At 45.1% G+C, this 15,843-nt stretch carries 12 protein-coding genes; 7 read left to right on the top strand and 5 right to left on the bottom strand.

Going from position 1 to position 15,843, the window contains the following annotated elements:
* Positions 1-24: 24 nt before the first annotated feature.
* Entirely contained in the window at positions 25-903 is an 879-nt protein-coding gene (locus tag AVL57_RS01905) for a DMT family transporter (protein WP_057794426.1), read from the bottom strand.
* Positions 904-1,103: 200 nt separating this feature from the next.
* Positions 1,104-1,895 (bottom strand): AraC family transcriptional regulator, encoded by a 792-nt coding sequence (locus AVL57_RS01900; RefSeq protein ID WP_082604981.1) that lies wholly within the window; start codon positions 1,893-1,895, stop codon positions 1,104-1,106.
* Between the two features lie 171 nt (positions 1,896-2,066).
* Here AVL57_RS01900 and AVL57_RS01895 point away from each other — a divergent pair, with 171 nt between their 5' ends.
* Together AVL57_RS01895 and AVL57_RS01890 are read left to right on the top strand one after the other, a co-directional pair.
* Complete coding sequence (locus AVL57_RS01895; protein ID WP_057794428.1) at positions 2,067-2,984, top strand: DUF808 domain-containing protein; 918 nt, start codon at positions 2,067-2,069, stop codon at positions 2,982-2,984.
* 370 nt (positions 2,985-3,354) lie between these two features.
* Entirely contained in the window at positions 3,355-3,648 is a 294-nt protein-coding gene (locus tag AVL57_RS01890; protein WP_057794430.1) for a hypothetical protein, read from the top strand.
* A gap of 212 nt (positions 3,649-3,860) precedes the next feature.
* Here AVL57_RS01890 and mrcB read toward each other — a convergent pair whose 3' ends face one another.
* Complete coding sequence (gene mrcB, locus AVL57_RS01885; RefSeq protein ID WP_167542078.1) at positions 3,861-6,206, bottom strand: penicillin-binding protein 1B; 2,346 nt, start codon at positions 6,204-6,206, stop codon at positions 3,861-3,863.
* A gap of 226 nt (positions 6,207-6,432) precedes the next feature.
* Between mrcB and AVL57_RS01880 the strand changes: the two genes are divergently transcribed.
* On the top strand, positions 6,433-6,636 hold the full coding sequence (locus tag AVL57_RS01880) for a hypothetical protein (RefSeq protein WP_057794432.1): 204 nt from the start codon (positions 6,433-6,435) through the stop codon (positions 6,634-6,636).
* A 127-nt stretch (positions 6,637-6,763) separates the two neighbouring features.
* Entirely contained in the window at positions 6,764-7,990 is a 1,227-nt protein-coding gene (locus tag AVL57_RS01875) for a lytic murein transglycosylase (RefSeq protein WP_057794433.1), read from the top strand.
* 28 nt (positions 7,991-8,018) lie between these two features.
* Here the strand turns inward: AVL57_RS01875 and hrpB are convergent, their stop codons facing one another.
* Complete coding sequence (hrpB, locus tag AVL57_RS01870) at positions 8,019-10,646, bottom strand: ATP-dependent helicase HrpB (RefSeq protein WP_057794434.1); 2,628 nt, start codon at positions 10,644-10,646, stop codon at positions 8,019-8,021.
* A 204-nt stretch (positions 10,647-10,850) separates the two neighbouring features.
* On the opposite strand from hrpB, the gene thpR reads away from it, so the two are divergent.
* The gene (thpR, locus tag AVL57_RS01865) at positions 10,851-11,519 is read left to right on the top strand and encodes an RNA 2',3'-cyclic phosphodiesterase (RefSeq protein WP_057794435.1); all 669 of its coding nucleotides are present in this window, start codon (positions 10,851-10,853) and stop codon (positions 11,517-11,519) included.
* Positions 11,520-11,658: 139 nt separating this feature from the next.
* Positions 11,659-12,513 (top strand): formyltetrahydrofolate deformylase, encoded by an 855-nt coding sequence (purU, locus tag AVL57_RS01860; protein ID WP_057794436.1) that lies wholly within the window; start codon positions 11,659-11,661, stop codon positions 12,511-12,513.
* 102 nt (positions 12,514-12,615) lie between these two features.
* Here purU and AVL57_RS01855 read toward each other — a convergent pair whose 3' ends face one another.
* Positions 12,616-13,134: a YgjV family protein gene (locus tag AVL57_RS01855; RefSeq protein WP_057794438.1), complete on the bottom strand. Its 519-nt coding sequence runs from the start codon at positions 13,132-13,134 to the stop codon at positions 12,616-12,618.
* A gap of 407 nt (positions 13,135-13,541) precedes the next feature.
* Between AVL57_RS01855 and AVL57_RS01850 the strand changes: the two genes are divergently transcribed.
* The gene (locus AVL57_RS01850) at positions 13,542-15,734 is read left to right on the top strand and encodes a M3 family metallopeptidase (protein WP_057794440.1); all 2,193 of its coding nucleotides are present in this window, start codon (positions 13,542-13,544) and stop codon (positions 15,732-15,734) included.
* Positions 15,735-15,843 lie beyond the last annotated feature (109 nt).

Here is a 15,843-nt window from a genome sequence, read left to right as displayed (position 1 = left end):
GGCCTTTTGAGTTCTTTTAATTAATTAAACTCTTGCCGCTTGGCGAAGACGACGCTTCATAATAAGCGCAGGTACAGCATTGCTAATTAGCGCGCCAATCATAATAAGCACTATTGCCATTGAAATGGCGGCAGACAGTGTACTTATTCCAAACAAAAATAACGCAATACTGGAAATGACAGGTGTGGCAAAGCTTAAGCTCGCTAATAATTGCCGATTACCAAATTTGAGCCCAATGTCCCATAAGTAAAAGGCGCCTCCTACAGGCCCAAGCCCTAATAGTATTGCACTTACCCAGGCGTAAAATGAAAGATCCCAGTGACTCGACTCTAGGGTTAGGTGGGAACCCAGCGCTAGTACTGCCACGGCAATGGATATCCAGCCAATGTCTTCAACATCGCTCTTTGTGCCAGCCATAAACCACGAATAGCCTGACCAGATTAAGGCGCAGATTAAAGCCAGCCCGTAGCCCAGAGTGTATTCGCTATTAAATTGAATACTTTCACCACCTGTGACTAAAATTCCGCAACCAATAAACCCCAGTGCGCCTCCTATCACCGCAAACACTCGTTGGTGCGCGTTTGCCACAGCAATACCGAGCAGCAACGGCCAAAGGTAGGCAATAAGGCTTGCTTCAATGGGCGGTGCGTAGCGAAGAGCTAGGAAATAACAAAAATGAAACCCAAATAAACCACAGGTAGCCACTATCCATTGGGTGAGTGTTAATTTAGGTAATGTAAATAATGGCTCTCGCTTAATTAATCGCTTTAAAAAAAGCAATAACGCAGAAACTGAAAAGCAGATAAAAAGTAACTGAAAAGGCGGCACTGACGATGCGTAAACGCCCAACACTGCTAAGACGCCCCACGAAATGATGGCTACAAGCCCTATAAACGTTGCCATTGCTTTCTCATTGTTAAAATTGAAGAAGACCTAAGCATACCCCTAATTGCATATTCATTCTGTGCAGGAAAGACGGCATGATTGGTTTGAAAGCCTGATTTTCTGTTGAACTTTGCTGTGTTAATAAATGTTTTGGTTTCACATATTTTGCTGTCAAATACTGCGCTAATGACAGGTGCTGATTAAAGTTAGTTACGTGGCTATCTTAGTGGCAATCTTCGTTTGAAGTGTGTAGGCGGCATGCCCACATGTTGTTTAAACCGACGGGTAAACGCCGACACATCGTCATACCCCACGTTTACAGCCACCGCAATAATAGGCATATCTGTGTTGCTCAGTAAGGCCCGTGCTTTTTCCATACGCACTTTAATCAGGTATTCCCTTAGCCCTATCCCCGTACTTGCTATGAAGCGCTTTTTAAATTGTGTTGCTCCCACACAGGCAATATTAGCAAGCGACGCTATGGTGTGAGGATAAGCGACATCTTGGTGAATGCAAGAAAGCACGGGAGTAATACGCTTATCAGTGACAACACCACGTTGCTGCTGGGCTAGAAGAGTCGAGAACAATCTTATCATGGCGTCATTTTCATCATCACTTATATGATGCGTTAGCTGCACTTCCACGTACGCTAAAAACGCCTGCATGGGTGTGCTTATTCGAAAAGTGGGAGCGCCGCCAGTCAATAAGGAGCCGTTAGCTGGCAGAGAGCCGTTAGCGGGTGAAGAGCATTCAGCTGATCTATAACCATCTGCAATATTACTCGGCACTGTGTGTAAATCCGCTACAATAAATTTCGCCTGCTCATCAGCAGTAAAACCATGTATGAACCCAGGTGCTATACAAATCCCCTCTCCTACTCCTACGCTCCCACTGAAAGTATCAAGCGCAATATCAATATGTCCGTTAAGTGGCAATACTAACTGGTAATAGTCATGAGCATGCTTGCACATAGTGCGGGTATAGGAACGAATAGATAATGACGGCTTCACGTTACCTCACAGTCATACATAGCGTTTTAAGCTTACGAGCCACGTTTAAAAGTAACTAGGGCAGAAAAACTCAATGTATTAAAAATTTGCGAATACTTTTTATACCTTAACATTGCCAAGCTATGACAGTGCAACGTATGCTGCATTTTTGGCTTTTTAAAGGAATGTGATGTGGCCGCTGCGAACTTATTAGCCCTTCTCGATGATATCGCGACATTAATGGATGACATTGCTGTTATGTCGAAAGTGGCAGCAAAGAAAACTGCTGGTGTTTTGGGTGATGATTTGGCGCTTAACGCTAACCAAGTACAGGGGGTGAAAGCAGACAGAGAATTACCCGTTGTGTGGGCCGTGGCAAAAGGCTCATTGCTGAACAAAGTAATCTTGGTTCCTGCCGCTTTGCTTATTAGCGCTTTTGTGCCTTCGTTGATCACCGTACTTCTTGTGCTCGGTGGGCTGTATTTGTGCTTTGAAGGGGCTGAAAAGCTGCTTCATAAATACTTACCTCATGATGATGAGTCAGCAGAACGTGAAGCGAGAATAAACGCCTTAGCTGATGAAAAAGTAGATATGGTCGCGTTTGAAAAAGAGAAGATTAAAGGCGCCATTCGTACTGACTTCATTCTTTCTGCGGAAATTATTGTTATTGCGCTAGGTAGTGTAACAGATGCGACTTTTACCACCCAAGTAGGTGTATTGGTGGCCCTTAGTATTGCCATTACATTAGGAGTTTATGGGCTGGTTGCTGGTATTGTTAAGATGGATGATGTGGGGCTGTATTTACTGCGTAAATCACTCACGGGCACCATGAATAGCCTTCAACGCTTCTTGGGCCGCGCACTATTAATTGCTGCGCCTATTTTAATGAAAACCCTTGCGGTAGTCGGCACTATTGCCATGTTTTTGGTGGGCGGCGGCATTCTTACCCACAATATTGGTTTTCTGCATCACGCGGCAGTGTGGTTCAGCGAACTCGCGCCATCTATCTTCACGGTAATGGCTATCATTGCTGATGGGCTTGCGGGCCTAATAGCAGGCGCTATTTTAGCAGTCACCTTCACCTTGGTTTCTCGCTTACGTAAAAACTAAATAGTTTGCTTAAGGAGCAGAGTCACCGCTCCTTAAGCTTATTTCGCCCACTAGTAAACTACTTAGCTTGTTCATATTATTTGATTTACTACTTCCCACGTTACTTTTCATTTCCCACTAGCCCAACGTTAGTCATTTTGACCAAAACATATTTACAAAATAACCAAATATTAGTTATTTCATTTATTTTGACGACCTACCTGAAAATCATTAAAAATAAAAGGACATAAAAATCAATCGGTTAATGCATTATTAAAAGATGGCACAACCCTCGCTATAAACTAATTGTTAATTGATAACGACTTAATAAATAACTGCCAAGCAGTCCGATTTAGTGCAGTGACTAACTTTTATTCATAGGAGATGAACCATGTTTACTAACAAAAAATTACTTACTGCGCTGATTCTAAGTACTGCATTTACTGCCACCACAGTGATGGCTGATGAACCAACAAGTAACTTAATTTCGCAAACCGATTATTTAGTGGCTAATGCAATGGCTGAGGTAAAACAAGATATGACGATAGGTATCACTTACGACGTATTAACGGACAGTCATACTTTTGAACCGGATGCGGCAGAAGCAAGCACGTTAGTTGCAATTGCAGATATTACGATTACGCCAATGAAAAGTGACGAGTTTCAAAACGATAACGACGCGTAAGGAGGCAGGTATGCTAACCGCGAGCGCTTTATTTATGTTGGTCTTAGCACCCGTAGCAGCATTTGCACTTAGCGCTGTAGTGTTTTCAACAGCGCGTTACATGCTAGACCAGTTTTAGACCCAATTTTAAAGTTTAGCCTACTCCCTGGGGCTTTGCAGGAGGCAATAAAAAGCATATTGAGTTGGATGCTTTTTACTGCCTACCTGTTTTTTTATCCAAATATTCTTTCCCACCAGCTTTTCTTTTCGCCCTCTTTTTCTCCATCAGGCTTCACCGCTTTACCAGAACAATCTTGTTGCGCAGGCGGCAATACATCTAGAATAGCAGGTACACTCATGCTGCCCGTACATCCGGCAATCACAACCGCACCGGTCTTGGCATCAAAGTGCGCAATACCCAATCCTTCAGGAAAGCGGCGAGATAAAGACTTAGGTGACTGAGACTTCATATAATTAATAAAGACAGGTAATGCACCACTAGCACCGGTTAAATTTACTGGCAGGTTATCATCGTTTCCTACCCACACAGTAACCACATTGTTACGATCAAAGCCGCTAAACCAACTATCACGGTAATCATCGGTAGTACCGGTTTTACCTGCCATATTCACGTTACCAAAGTTCGCGCCGACTTGTTTTGCCGTCCCTTCTACAGTGACTTTATACAAGGCGTAATTTAGTAGGTAAGTAGCGGCTTCATCGGTTCGCTGGGCGTAGAATTCAGCTTTTTTCCACAGCAGCGCATTGTCAGCAGTGACAACTGAACTTACCGTATGTAACGGCACATAACGCCCACCGTTTGATAGCGTTTGGTACATCTGGTTAGTAACAAACGGCGTCAATTCAACTGCCCCTAACGTAAGTGAAGGCACCAAATTAACCTGAGAGGTAACGCCTAGTCGCGCAATAGTGTCAGCAATAACATCAAGCCCCACTTGCATGCCTAAATTAACAGTAGGCACATTCAAAGATTCAACCAATCCTTGAATAAGCGGCACCTGTCCTCTAAATTCTTTATCGTAATTTAACGGAGACCATTGCTGCCCATTGCGGCTTTCTAGCGTTATAGGCTGATCTTCCAGAGGCGTGGCTAAATTAAATCGAGTTGGGTCTTCAAGGGCCGATAAATACACCGCAGGTTTAATCAATGAACCGATTGGACGCTTGGCTCCCAACGCTCGGTTAAACCCTTTAAATGAATAATCTTTACCACCCACTATCGCTCGCACTTCGCCTTTCGCACTGTCGGTGACAACCATCGCGCCTTGAAGAGGATTTTTTCTATTCGCTTGTAAACTTGAAATCGTACCCGAGAGGGCTTTTTCAGCCCTGCGCTGGGCCACGATATCTAAGGTGGTAAACACTTTTACACCCGAGTCACGCAAGCTTGAGTCGGCTAGAATATCTGCAAGCTCTCGTCGCACCTGCTCCATAAATGCAGGGTGTTTGCCGCTGGCTAAACTCGCGCCACTAGCCAAACCTAACGGCATATTTATCGCCCGCTCATACTGGCTGCGGTCGATTTCATTTTCGTCAAATAGCATACGCAACACCAAGTCTCGGCGCTCTTTAACACGCTCGGGATGTTTACGTGGATTATAATAAGAAGGGCCTTTTATAATAGCCACAAGCGTAGCAATTTCAGTTGTGCTCAATTCATTCGCTGGCCGGTCGAAATAGAAATAACTCGCCAGCCCGAAACCGTGCACCGCCATGTCACCATTTTGCCCCAAGAAGACTTCGTTTAAGTAAGCTTGAATGATTTCCGACTTAGAATATCTGGCATCTATGATCACGGCCATAATGGCTTCTTTCGCTTTACGCACAATTGAGCGCTCGCGAGTTAGAAACATATTTTTGACTAATTGCTGGGTAAGCGTGCTGCCACCTTGTACGGTTCTGCCCGCCGCAATATTAGCTAACAGCGCCCGCAATATGGATAAAGGCGCCACACCATGGTGATTATAAAAGTTGCGATCTTCAACCAAGGTTAGCGCTTTTGGCAGCATGTCGGGAATAGTGTCCAGTGTGACCAACATTCTGTCTTCCTGACTACCACTTACCATGCGCGTAACTAACCATGGTTCAAGCTTGATAGTGCCAAAAGGACGAGTTTGGGTTCTATCCTGAATTAGGCTAATTCGACTGCCTTGCCACGTAATCTCTATATGACGAAGTCCTTCCGCTCCTTCTGGGAAGTGAAAAGCCCGGCGCTGAATATTTAAGATACCATTTCGATAACTGTATTCACCGCTACTATCTGCTTCATTAACTTTGCGGTATCCCAACAAGGTTAATTCATCAATCACTTCTGTGGGGGTAATTTCTTGCCCTTTACTAAGCGCTAAAGGACGGGCAAAAATCTGTGCGGGGACTTCCCATTTGTTGCCTGAAAATTCATGTTTAATCTGCGCATCTAAATAAAAAGCATAGGCTCCCAGTACCACTACGCCTATCAAAAACACGCGTAAGAAGAGTTTCATTATTGAAAAAGATTTAGGTTTAGATGCTGCTTTAGTCTGTTTTTTTGCCACTTTTTTTGCCACTGAGAATGCCATGATATGAAGCTGAAAAAATTGTGCAGTTTTCTACACATAATTTCCAGCGAATGCTGAAGAATTTTGTAGCAGCATATCAACATCTGCGTGCTGCACACTCTGAAGTTAGCGAACACTACCACTGCTCCCCCTCGGCAACAACTACAAAAATAGCACCACGTTAAAATCAATCGTTTCAATGATGCCACCCGTAGTAATGTTGAATGCTTACACTCGAGGAAAAATTATGACATCTGAAAACAGGGCGAGTTCTATTGCCAATATGGAAGGGTTACAATCGGCTATCGTAGCGGGAGAAACGGACAGAGTGAAAGAGTTACTGGAAGGGCGTTCGTTAGATGAACTCCAAAAAGGATATTTAATCGAGCTTGCTGAATTAAATAATGATGGCGAAATCATTGAAATTCTAAAACAAGCGCCAACGGCATAACTTCACATGGTAAGTTTACGTGTAATTGCCTCTTGTCGGCCATAAACCTTAGGGCATCATTGAATTATACTCGCGTTTTACAGTCACATTGAGATAGCATGTGTGCTCGCAATACAGGAATTGAATTATGGGTTTTAAGGGTAAAGGGAAGCAGTGGGTTACTGCAGTATCAATGATGTCGGCACTGCTTTCAGGGCTTTGCAGCACCTCTGCAATGGCCGATGAGGCGTTTTCCATGTGTACCGCTGAACTTGCTAACAAAGCACTTGAGCAAGGTGTGAGTCAAGAAACTGTTGATGCCATTTTCCCCACATTAGCATACCAAGCACGTGTTATTGAGCTTGATAGAAGCCAACCAGAATTCGTTCAAACCTTTCCAGGCTATTTTAGCAAACGTGTAACCGATTGGCGCACGAACAAGGGCCAGGAAATGTACGAAAAGCACAAAGACTTGCTGCACAAATTAAGTGACAAGTACGGTGTGCCGCCACACTATTTGCTAGCGTTTTGGGGCCTTGAAACTAACTTTGGTAATTACAAAGGCAAAATGCCCGTTCTCGATTCGTTAGCCACGCTCGCTTGCGATCCCCGTAGAAGTAAATACTTCACGCAAGAGCTTTTAGTGGCAGTGAAGTTATTTGAGCGTGAGTCACTTACCCGTGAAGAAATGGTCGGTTCTTGGGCTGGAGCCATGGGTCATACTCAATTTATGCCATCGGCTTATACCCACTACGCGGTAGACGGCGACAATGACGGTCAAATTAACTTATGGAACAGTGAAGAAGATGCCCTAACCTCTGCGGCCAACTTTCTTGCGAGTTTAGGTTGGCAACGAGGTTTTCGTTGGGGCCGTGAAGTGCAGCTTCCAGAAAATTTTGACTATCAACTCTCTGGGTATAAAAACCGCCGTACCATTGCTCAGTGGAATGAACTTGGCGTGAGGCAAGCCGATGCAAGCCCGTTGGGTGAAGACGACACCAAAGCGTATGTGGTAGTGCCTGCAGGTCATGCCGGCCCAGCTTTTGTGGGTTACCAAAACTTTCGCGTGATCATGCGTTGGAATAATTCAGAGTTTTACGCCATTGCCGTAGGCGTGTTAGCCGATAGAATTTCAGGGGCATCCGGTATTGTTGCTCCCCTTCCTGACTTACCGGCTTACAGCCGAAACGATATTATTGGTCTTCAGAAAAAACTGAACGATCGTGGTTTCGATGTTGGGACCCCGGATGGGATCATTGGCCCTGCGACCCGTGAAGGTATTCGAAACTATCAAATTGCAAACGATATGATTGCTGATGGCTTTCCTGGCCTAAATGTCATGCAATCGTTGGATTTAGTCGATAAGAGTGCCTAATGCCATTTCGATGAAATAGTTTACTGCTTTAACCCATTGCCTTCTTTGTTCTGGCAGTGGGTTTAGCGGTAGCGGGTTCATCCGGCCAAAAGTGCTTGGGGTAACGCCCTTTCATTTCTTTTTGAATTGCTAAGTAACTCCCCGTCCAAAACCCTGCTAAATCTTGAGTGGTTTGAAGCGGGCGTCCTGCTGGCGACAGCAGTTCATACACTATATTGATTTGGCCACCGGCTACCGTAAGCGGAGCAGTTTGGCTATACATCTCTTGCATTCTAACTGCTAACACTACGTCACCATTATCGCGATACTCAAGTGTGGCATCTCGCCCTGTGGGTATAGCAATATGGGTTGGTAATAATGAAGCTAGGGCATCTTGTTGCGGCCAGCTCAGTGCATTATTTAGTGTGTTCTTCCATGGCAATTTTTGTAGTTTCGTCAAAGATTCACATCGGCTTAAAGGCTCAATTAATGCCTCTTTTGCGCTGTGCATTAATGCCGGCAAAGACTGTGGCCATGGGTCTGGCTTATCGAACGCTTGCGGCTGAGGTAAATTAAACGAGGCTGCCAATTTAAGTCTATTCCACCATTGCCAGTCGCCAGAAGTTAGTGGCCACTCACTTACTGGGATATTCTCTAAATATTCAAACCAAGCATGAGCAGTCTGTTTTTTCCAAAAGCTATTACCTTGTTGCTTTTCTTGCCCTGACACAGGCTCACTGGCTAAGTCGATAGCATGAAAACCGGTAATCACCCGTGCTTCCATTGCCTTTTTTACCACGTTAAAGCGTACTTGTTTTTTATTAGTAAACTCATCTGGGAACACGGCGCGAAGCAGCGCTTCATCAATAGGCTGGGCTAACCTGAATTTCACCGTATTTCCGGTTTGCTGACCATGTAAAACTGCCAACCACTGAGGGGAAGAATGCTGCTCTAACTCACCGCCCTTGCCACTGGCGAGCTTATATCCGCTTTGTTTAAATTTACCTTGTGTAGCCCCTTGTCCTTTTTGTTTTCCATTTAGCCCTTCGCTAACCTTGTCAGAAGCTAGACCGCGATAGAACGCCACCCGCTGAGGAAAGGCAATAGCAATACAAAGCGCCAATGCGTCTTCATCTATTCCGTTAATGTCCAAATCGTTCTGGTTAACACCAACATATTTAGCATATTTAGATGCTTGCTGATGAAGCTGCTTGCGCGTTTGACCATCAAGATTCAACAACGCATCAATAACATAAGTTTGTGTAAACTGCCCACCTAGGTTTTCGGCCAATGCCACTACGATGGGCGCAGCACATTTAAGTTTCCTTTGCATTGCTGGCGCTACCCCTTGCACACCTTGCTCGCAGCGTACTAATAAATTCGCCAAATTCGGATGACACGGTATGTTAGACAGTGTTCGGCCATAAGGGGTTATTATTTGGCTGTCATCAAGGGCTCTAAGGGCATCAATGGCGGTTAAGTTATGACTAGCCACCTTTACCTGCGCAGTGCTTGGCTGGGTTAACATTGCCAACGATGAGGGTGTAGCGCCCCATTGCAGCGCATCTAGCAATAAGGACGACACATCTTCTCGCAATACCTGCGGGGCATTATGTTGCGCCATACGCTCAAAACTGCTCTGGCTGCATAGCCGGTAGCAATCACCTTCGCTAACTCGCCCTGCTCGCCCCGCGCGCTGAATAGCCGAAGCGCGGGATATACGCTGCTGCATTAACTGGGTAAAGCCACTGGAAGGATTATATTGCGCTTGGTTCTCCCACATGCTGTCTACCACCACCTTAACCCCCTCTATGGTTAAACTAGTTTCGGCAATATTGGTGGCAAGAATAATCTTACGTCGCCCTTGTGGGTCTGGGTTGATAGCGGCTTGTTGGGCGTCTTTGCCCATCGCGCCAAAAAGTGAGTGCAATGCCACATCATATTTATCTACCAACGCGGAGAGTCGTTGTGCTACGCCTCGAATGGCCCCGCTTCCTGGCAAGAAGACCAGTACATCACCTTGATGCTGAGAAAACACTCGCGTCGTCATTTCAGCGGTAGCGCTAACCACATCATGGGCGAGCACATCTTTGCTGTAATGCATATTAACGGGGAAAGTTCGCCCTTCTGCATTGAGGTTAATTACAGGCACGGCCCCGTGATTACCCATTAATGCAGTCAGCGGCTCTACATCAAGGGTGGCTGACATTACCACTAGGCGGAGATCTTCCCGCAAGCCCCCTTGCACATCGAGTGCTAAGGCTAAACCGAAGTCGCTATGAATACTGCGCTCATGAAATTCATCAAATACAATAGCCGATACCCCAGTAAGTTCGGGGTCTGACTGAATCATTCTGGCGAGTATACCTTCGGTAATGAGTTCGAGGCGGGTGTTCTTTCCTACTTTGCTTTCACCTTTAATTCGGTAACCTACTGTGTCGCCCACGTTTTCATTGAGTATGCCTGCCAGGTAATTCGCCAAATTCCTTACGACTACGCGGCGAGGCTGCATCAACAACACTTTGCCCTGTGGTATCGCGCTTAATAGAGAAAGTGGGAGTACCGTCGACTTACCTGCGCCCGGCGGTGCACCTATGATAAGGTTGTTCTCGCCGATCGCGGTGTTAACGGGTTCAATAAGCTGGGCGGCGGGTAAATGTAATAACGGCTGTAACATAAAGGTTTGCAATACCTAGATAAACTTCTCACACTATTGTACTTGAATTTACCTTTAGCAGAAGTTCTGCATTACGTTAACGCAAGCACAGCTAGCATAAGCACAGCGAAATAGAGACACCTGACGATATGTCCATTGGGGTTGAAATCATTTTCTATTAACTAGGCCGTTTTGAGCTAATTACACGTAGATAGAGGAGTGGGTATGCGTTGTTTCATTGGTTTAGATTTACATTCAACAGAAAAGTTAGCCCTTGATAGTTGGCGGCAACAAGCCCTCCCAGAGGTGACAGCCCGCAACATGTTCACTCTTTCTGAGAGCCGAGCCCAGAATGAGGGTAGAGGGAAAAAAGGTAAAGAGAGCAAAGGTAAAAGGCGTGACGCAGGCGCATCCCAACCTTATGCAGTAAACGCAGCCAATTACCATATGACCTTATGTTTTCTTGGCTCTATTACTCATCGTCAGCATGAGGCCTTGGTTGCCGAACTCGATACGCTAGTACATTCGCCATTCTCCCTAACGCTAGACACTACCGGTATTTGGAACGGCCCAAAGATTCTCTTCGCCGCACCAGAGTCACCGCCAGCAGAACTTATGGCATTAGCTAAATCGACTCGCAAAGCCGCGAGAGCCGCGGCAATAGAGGTAGATGGCAAAGGGTTTGCGCCCCATGTCACTGTTATTCGAAAAGCCACGGTGGCGCTTCCTGTACCTTTGTATACACCACATGTAGAGATGCACGCCTCGGCATTTCACCTGTTCGAATCTGTCTCAACCCCCCAAGGGGTTACGTACCCCATTAGGCAAAGTTGGAATTTAAGGCACAATATGTCGGTGCGTGAAAAGCTACGCCGAGGAATTAATGATGAGTAGTTCGTTAACTGCCATTCATCGAGTGATATTATTTATAGCAAAATAGCCTATTTCAGTTAGGTTTTTTCACCCTAAAAGCCTTTACTTCACTGGCGTTGCTGGGTAAAAAGGGGGTCTTATTTAGTGAGACTTCAATTTCATGCAACAAACGTTTCGATTAGTAATAGATTGCCCTGACCAAATTGGCTTAGTTGCCAGTGTTTCTCAGTTTTTAGCTAACCATGGTGCCACCATTGTTGAAGCTAACCATCACACCGATTTACAAACCGGTAGATTCTTTATGCGCCACGAAATTGGTGCCGATTCTATTGGGTTAGATTACGACAGCTTTTTAGCAGAATTTGCGCCTTTGGCTAACGAATTCCAAATGAATTGGAAGCTCTCTGATTCAGGCAAGAAGCAGCGCGTTGCCTTATTAGGTAGCGTGGAATCTCACTGTATGGTTGATTTACTGCATCGCTGGCACACCGGTGAGCTTGATTGCGATATCCCGTGCATTATTGGTAACCACCCGCAAATGAAACAATTTGCCGATTGGTACAAGGTGCCGTTTCACTGGGTAGACTTTAAAGCACTCGGTAAAGAGGCTGCGTTTGCGCAAATCTCAACCCTGTTGGAAGAGTATAAAATCGACCTAACAGTACTTGCTCGTTTCATGCAAATCTTGCCAGATACGCTATGCCAACAACTCCAAGGCAAAGCAATTAACATTCACCATAGCTTTTTGCCGAGCTTTGCAGGGGCTAAGCCTTACCAACAGGCTTACGACCGCGGCGTTAAGTTAATTGGAGCAACCTGCCATTACGTCACGAAAGACTTAGACGAAGGCCCTATTATTGAGCAAAGCGTTAAGCGTATTAGTCACAGCGACAGCGCGGTTGATATGGTAAGAAAAGGCAAAGACTGCGAAGTAACCGCTCTTGCCCATGGCGTTCGTTATCATTTAGAAGACCGCGTAATTATTCATCGCAATAAAACCGTGGTATTTGCGTAAGACACCGTTTTACAGATACGGCAATGTGATAAACAAAAAAGCCAGACGAGAGTGACTCGTCTGGCTTTTTATTGTGGTGCAAACTTGGCCGCCTATTTAACGTTATACCGACAGTGCGGCAATTTGCCTGCGTAACTTAACGTAATACCACGCATTTGAAATAGCGAATAAGGCTTCAGTAATTGCCAGCCCCCATGTTTGAGTAGCCACACCGTATACCGTAAAGTTTACCGAGCCAATTATCATACAAATACGCAGTCCTGCTTCTTTGCAGTGTAACTCGCCAAAGCGATACACCATAAAAGTCAGTACTGGCATTAGCTCTAGTAACCCAGTCTTCCCCGTAAGGGTATTGATACTTGCCACAAGCACCGTCATTAATGCCAAAATGATGTAAGTAGCATACGCGGGTAGTAGCTTTTGGGTAACGACACGATAGGTAGTACTCAACCCCGCCACCATAATCACTACTACCCCGCCCCACGCTTGCTCGAAGGCAAGTAAACTGGCGAGTGCCGCACACAGCCCTAAATTCAATAATAGAAGCTTACGCTCTGTATTGGACCAAAACGATCCAACAGCAAACAATACAGGGATTGTATGAAGCAATAATTCAAACACGCCAATGCTCCTTCGTCGATAACAAGTGAGGCAAAAAATCAGTTATTTAATGGCGCGAAGTGTAGTGATTAGCCTAAAACTTTCAATGGTTTTTTTAGGCTTTTCGATGAGTGTCATCTAGGCGCTATTACTCGCATTCTCGTTGGTCTAGCGGCTTAATACGTTAAGAGACATTTAAGTTAGTTTTACAATGGCATAGTATTGAATGTGTGTGATTTTAATTAGCACTTCAATCGGTGAAATTGATTTGCTTTACTTGGGTATGTAAACCTTTACTGTAGAAGTTTTGGTCTTAATGGAAGCGTATCAATCGTAAAGCTATCCAGCAGACTAAATCAAAGGTCAACACACCCTCACGTCAAGAAACAACAAAAGAAAACATAACCATAATAAGACAGGAAAAAATAATGGGAAAATTTAAAACGTCACTTACCGCCATGGCGGTAGTGGTTGCACTTAGTGCTTGTTCTGAGCAAAAAGCCCCTCAGACAACTTCCGTAGACACTACTGAAGCAGCCGCAACAGAAACTCAGCAGTCCGACAATGTGCTACTGCAAGAATTTAAAGGCCCGTACGGCGGCGTTCCCGCTTTCGATAAAATGAAACTGGAAGACCTAAAGCCTGCCCTTGAAAAAGCAATGGAACTCAATCTTAAAGAGATTGATGCGATTGCCAATAACCCTGAGCCACCTACGTTTGAAAACGTTATTGTGGAGATGGAACGTTCAGGTAGCGAGCTTAGCCGCGTATTTCGTTACTACGGCATTTGGAGTGCGAATAAATCAAGCCCTGAATTTCGTGCTATTCAAGTAGAAATGTCGCCCAAGTTGTCAGCATTTTCTACCAAAATCACACAAAATGAAAAGTTGTTCGAACGTGTTAAAGCGGTTTATGAGTCAGATGAACTATCGACATTAACCGAAGAAGAACAGCGCATTGCTTGGATGACCTACAACGAATTCGCACGCAATGGCGCCACCTTAGACAGTGAAGCGAAAAAGCGCTATGCCGCCATTAACGAAGAGTTAGCTACCCTATATACGTCGTTTTCAAATAACGTACTGGCGGATGAAGAAAATTACGTAACGTATATTACTGAAGACCAACTAGGTGGCTTGCCTGAGTCTTTTGTAAAAGGTGCTAAATCTGCGGCCCAAAGCCGTGGTGAGCCGGATAAATATGCAATTACTAATACCCGTTCATCTATGGATCCTTTCCTCACGTACTCTACGAACCGTGAGCTACGCGAAAAAGTATGGAACACCTACTACAGCCGTGGCGACAACGCTGATGAGTTTGATAACAACGAAATCATTAAACGCATTCTCACATTGCGTGATGAGCGCGTAGAACTACTTGGGTATGAAAACTATGCTCAGTGGCGTTTAGAAGATCGTATGGCGAAGAACCCTGAAAACGCTATGGATCTAATGATGAAGGTTTGGCCAGCAGCCATTGCCCGAGTTGAGCAAGAAGTGGCCGATATGCAAACAATTGCTGATGCTGAAGGCGCCGATATCACTATTGAGCCTTGGGATTATCGATTCTATGCAGAAAAAGTTCGCCAAGCGAAGTACGACCTAGACTCGAACGAAGTGAAGCAATACTTGCAGTTAGATAAGCTTCGCGATGCTATGTTCTATGTGGCTGGTCGTTTGTTTAACTTCAACTTTACGCCTGTAGAAGAAGGTAAAGTACCGGTATTCCACGAAGACGTTAAAGTATGGGAAGTGACCGACAAAGACTCTGGTGAACACATTGGTTTGTGGTACTTAGATCCGTTCTCACGCAAAGGTAAGCGCTCGGGCGCATGGGCAACGACGTATCGCTCATCAACAACCTTCGATGGTAAAAAGACGGTGCTATCTTCTAACAACTCTAATTTCGTTAAAGGGGCTGAGGGCGAACCCACACTCATCTCATTTGATGATGCAGAAACCTATTTCCACGAATTTGGTCATGCACTGCATTTCTTATCTGCTGACGTGAAATACCCTTCTTCGCACTCGGGTGTACGTGATTACACTGAGTTCCAGTCGCAACTGTTAGAGCGCTGGTTAACCACCGACGAAGTCATTAATCAGTTCTTAGTACATTATGAAACGGGTGAACCTATCCCTGCTGAACTTGTTGCTAAGATTAAAAAGGCATCAACCTTTAACGAGGGTTTCAAAACCACTGAGTATATGGCCTCTGCCATTATGGATTTGAAGTACCATACTACTGATCCAGCTAATATTGAGCCAGATACCTTTGAACGTGAAGAGCTTACAAAACTCGGTATGCCTGAAGAGATTGTTATGCGTCACCGCACACCTCACTTTGGTCACGTGTTCTCGGGTGAAGGTTATGCCGCAGCCTATTACGGCTATATGTGGGCAGAGGTACTGACGGCTGATGCATCAGAAGCCTTTATGGAAGCACCGGGTGGATTTTACGACAAAGAAGTGGGTGATCGCTTAGTGAAGTACCTCTTTTCAGTTCGTAATGCGATGGACCCAGCAGAAGCCTATCGCAAATTCCGCGGCCGCGATGCCAAAGTTGACGCATTAATGCGCGACCGAGGCTTTCCTATCCCTGAAGATAAAAGCGAAGATTAATCGCTAAACCGCTCTAAAGAAGCCGCGATATTGAAAAAATCATCTCATTTCGCGGCTTTTTCTTGACCTTTCGGTCAATTTAACCTCAAAATCATCTTGTCGGCTTTTA

Origin of the sequence: Alteromonas stellipolaris (assembly GCF_001562115.1) — a bacterium.
GTDB lineage: Bacteria > Pseudomonadota > Gammaproteobacteria > Enterobacterales > Alteromonadaceae > Alteromonas > Alteromonas stellipolaris.
The sequence above is the reverse complement of the archived record's forward strand: the minus strand, read 5'-3'. Positions and strand labels throughout refer to the sequence as shown.

Coding starts and splice junctions, on each gene's coding strand:
- AVL57_RS01905 (WP_057794426.1), bottom strand. CDS start 903: ATGGCAACGTTTATAGGGCTTGTAGCCATCATTTCGTGGGGCGTCTTA.
- purU (WP_057794436.1), top strand. CDS start 11,659: ATGCAACAAACGTTTCGATTAGTAATAGATTGCCCTGACCAAATTGGC.
- AVL57_RS01880 (WP_057794432.1), top strand. CDS start 6,433: ATGACATCTGAAAACAGGGCGAGTTCTATTGCCAATATGGAAGGGTTA.
- hrpB (WP_057794434.1), bottom strand. CDS start 10,646: ATGTTACAGCCGTTATTACATTTACCCGCCGCCCAGCTTATTGAACCC.
- mrcB (WP_167542078.1), bottom strand. CDS start 6,206: ATGGCATTCTCAGTGGCAAAAAAAGTGGCAAAAAAACAGACTAAAGCA.
- AVL57_RS01890 (WP_057794430.1), top strand. CDS start 3,355: ATGTTTACTAACAAAAAATTACTTACTGCGCTGATTCTAAGTACTGCA.
- AVL57_RS01850 (WP_057794440.1), top strand. CDS start 13,542: ATGGGAAAATTTAAAACGTCACTTACCGCCATGGCGGTAGTGGTTGCA.
- AVL57_RS01875 (WP_057794433.1), top strand. CDS start 6,764: ATGGGTTTTAAGGGTAAAGGGAAGCAGTGGGTTACTGCAGTATCAATG.
- thpR (WP_057794435.1), top strand. CDS start 10,851: ATGCGTTGTTTCATTGGTTTAGATTTACATTCAACAGAAAAGTTAGCC.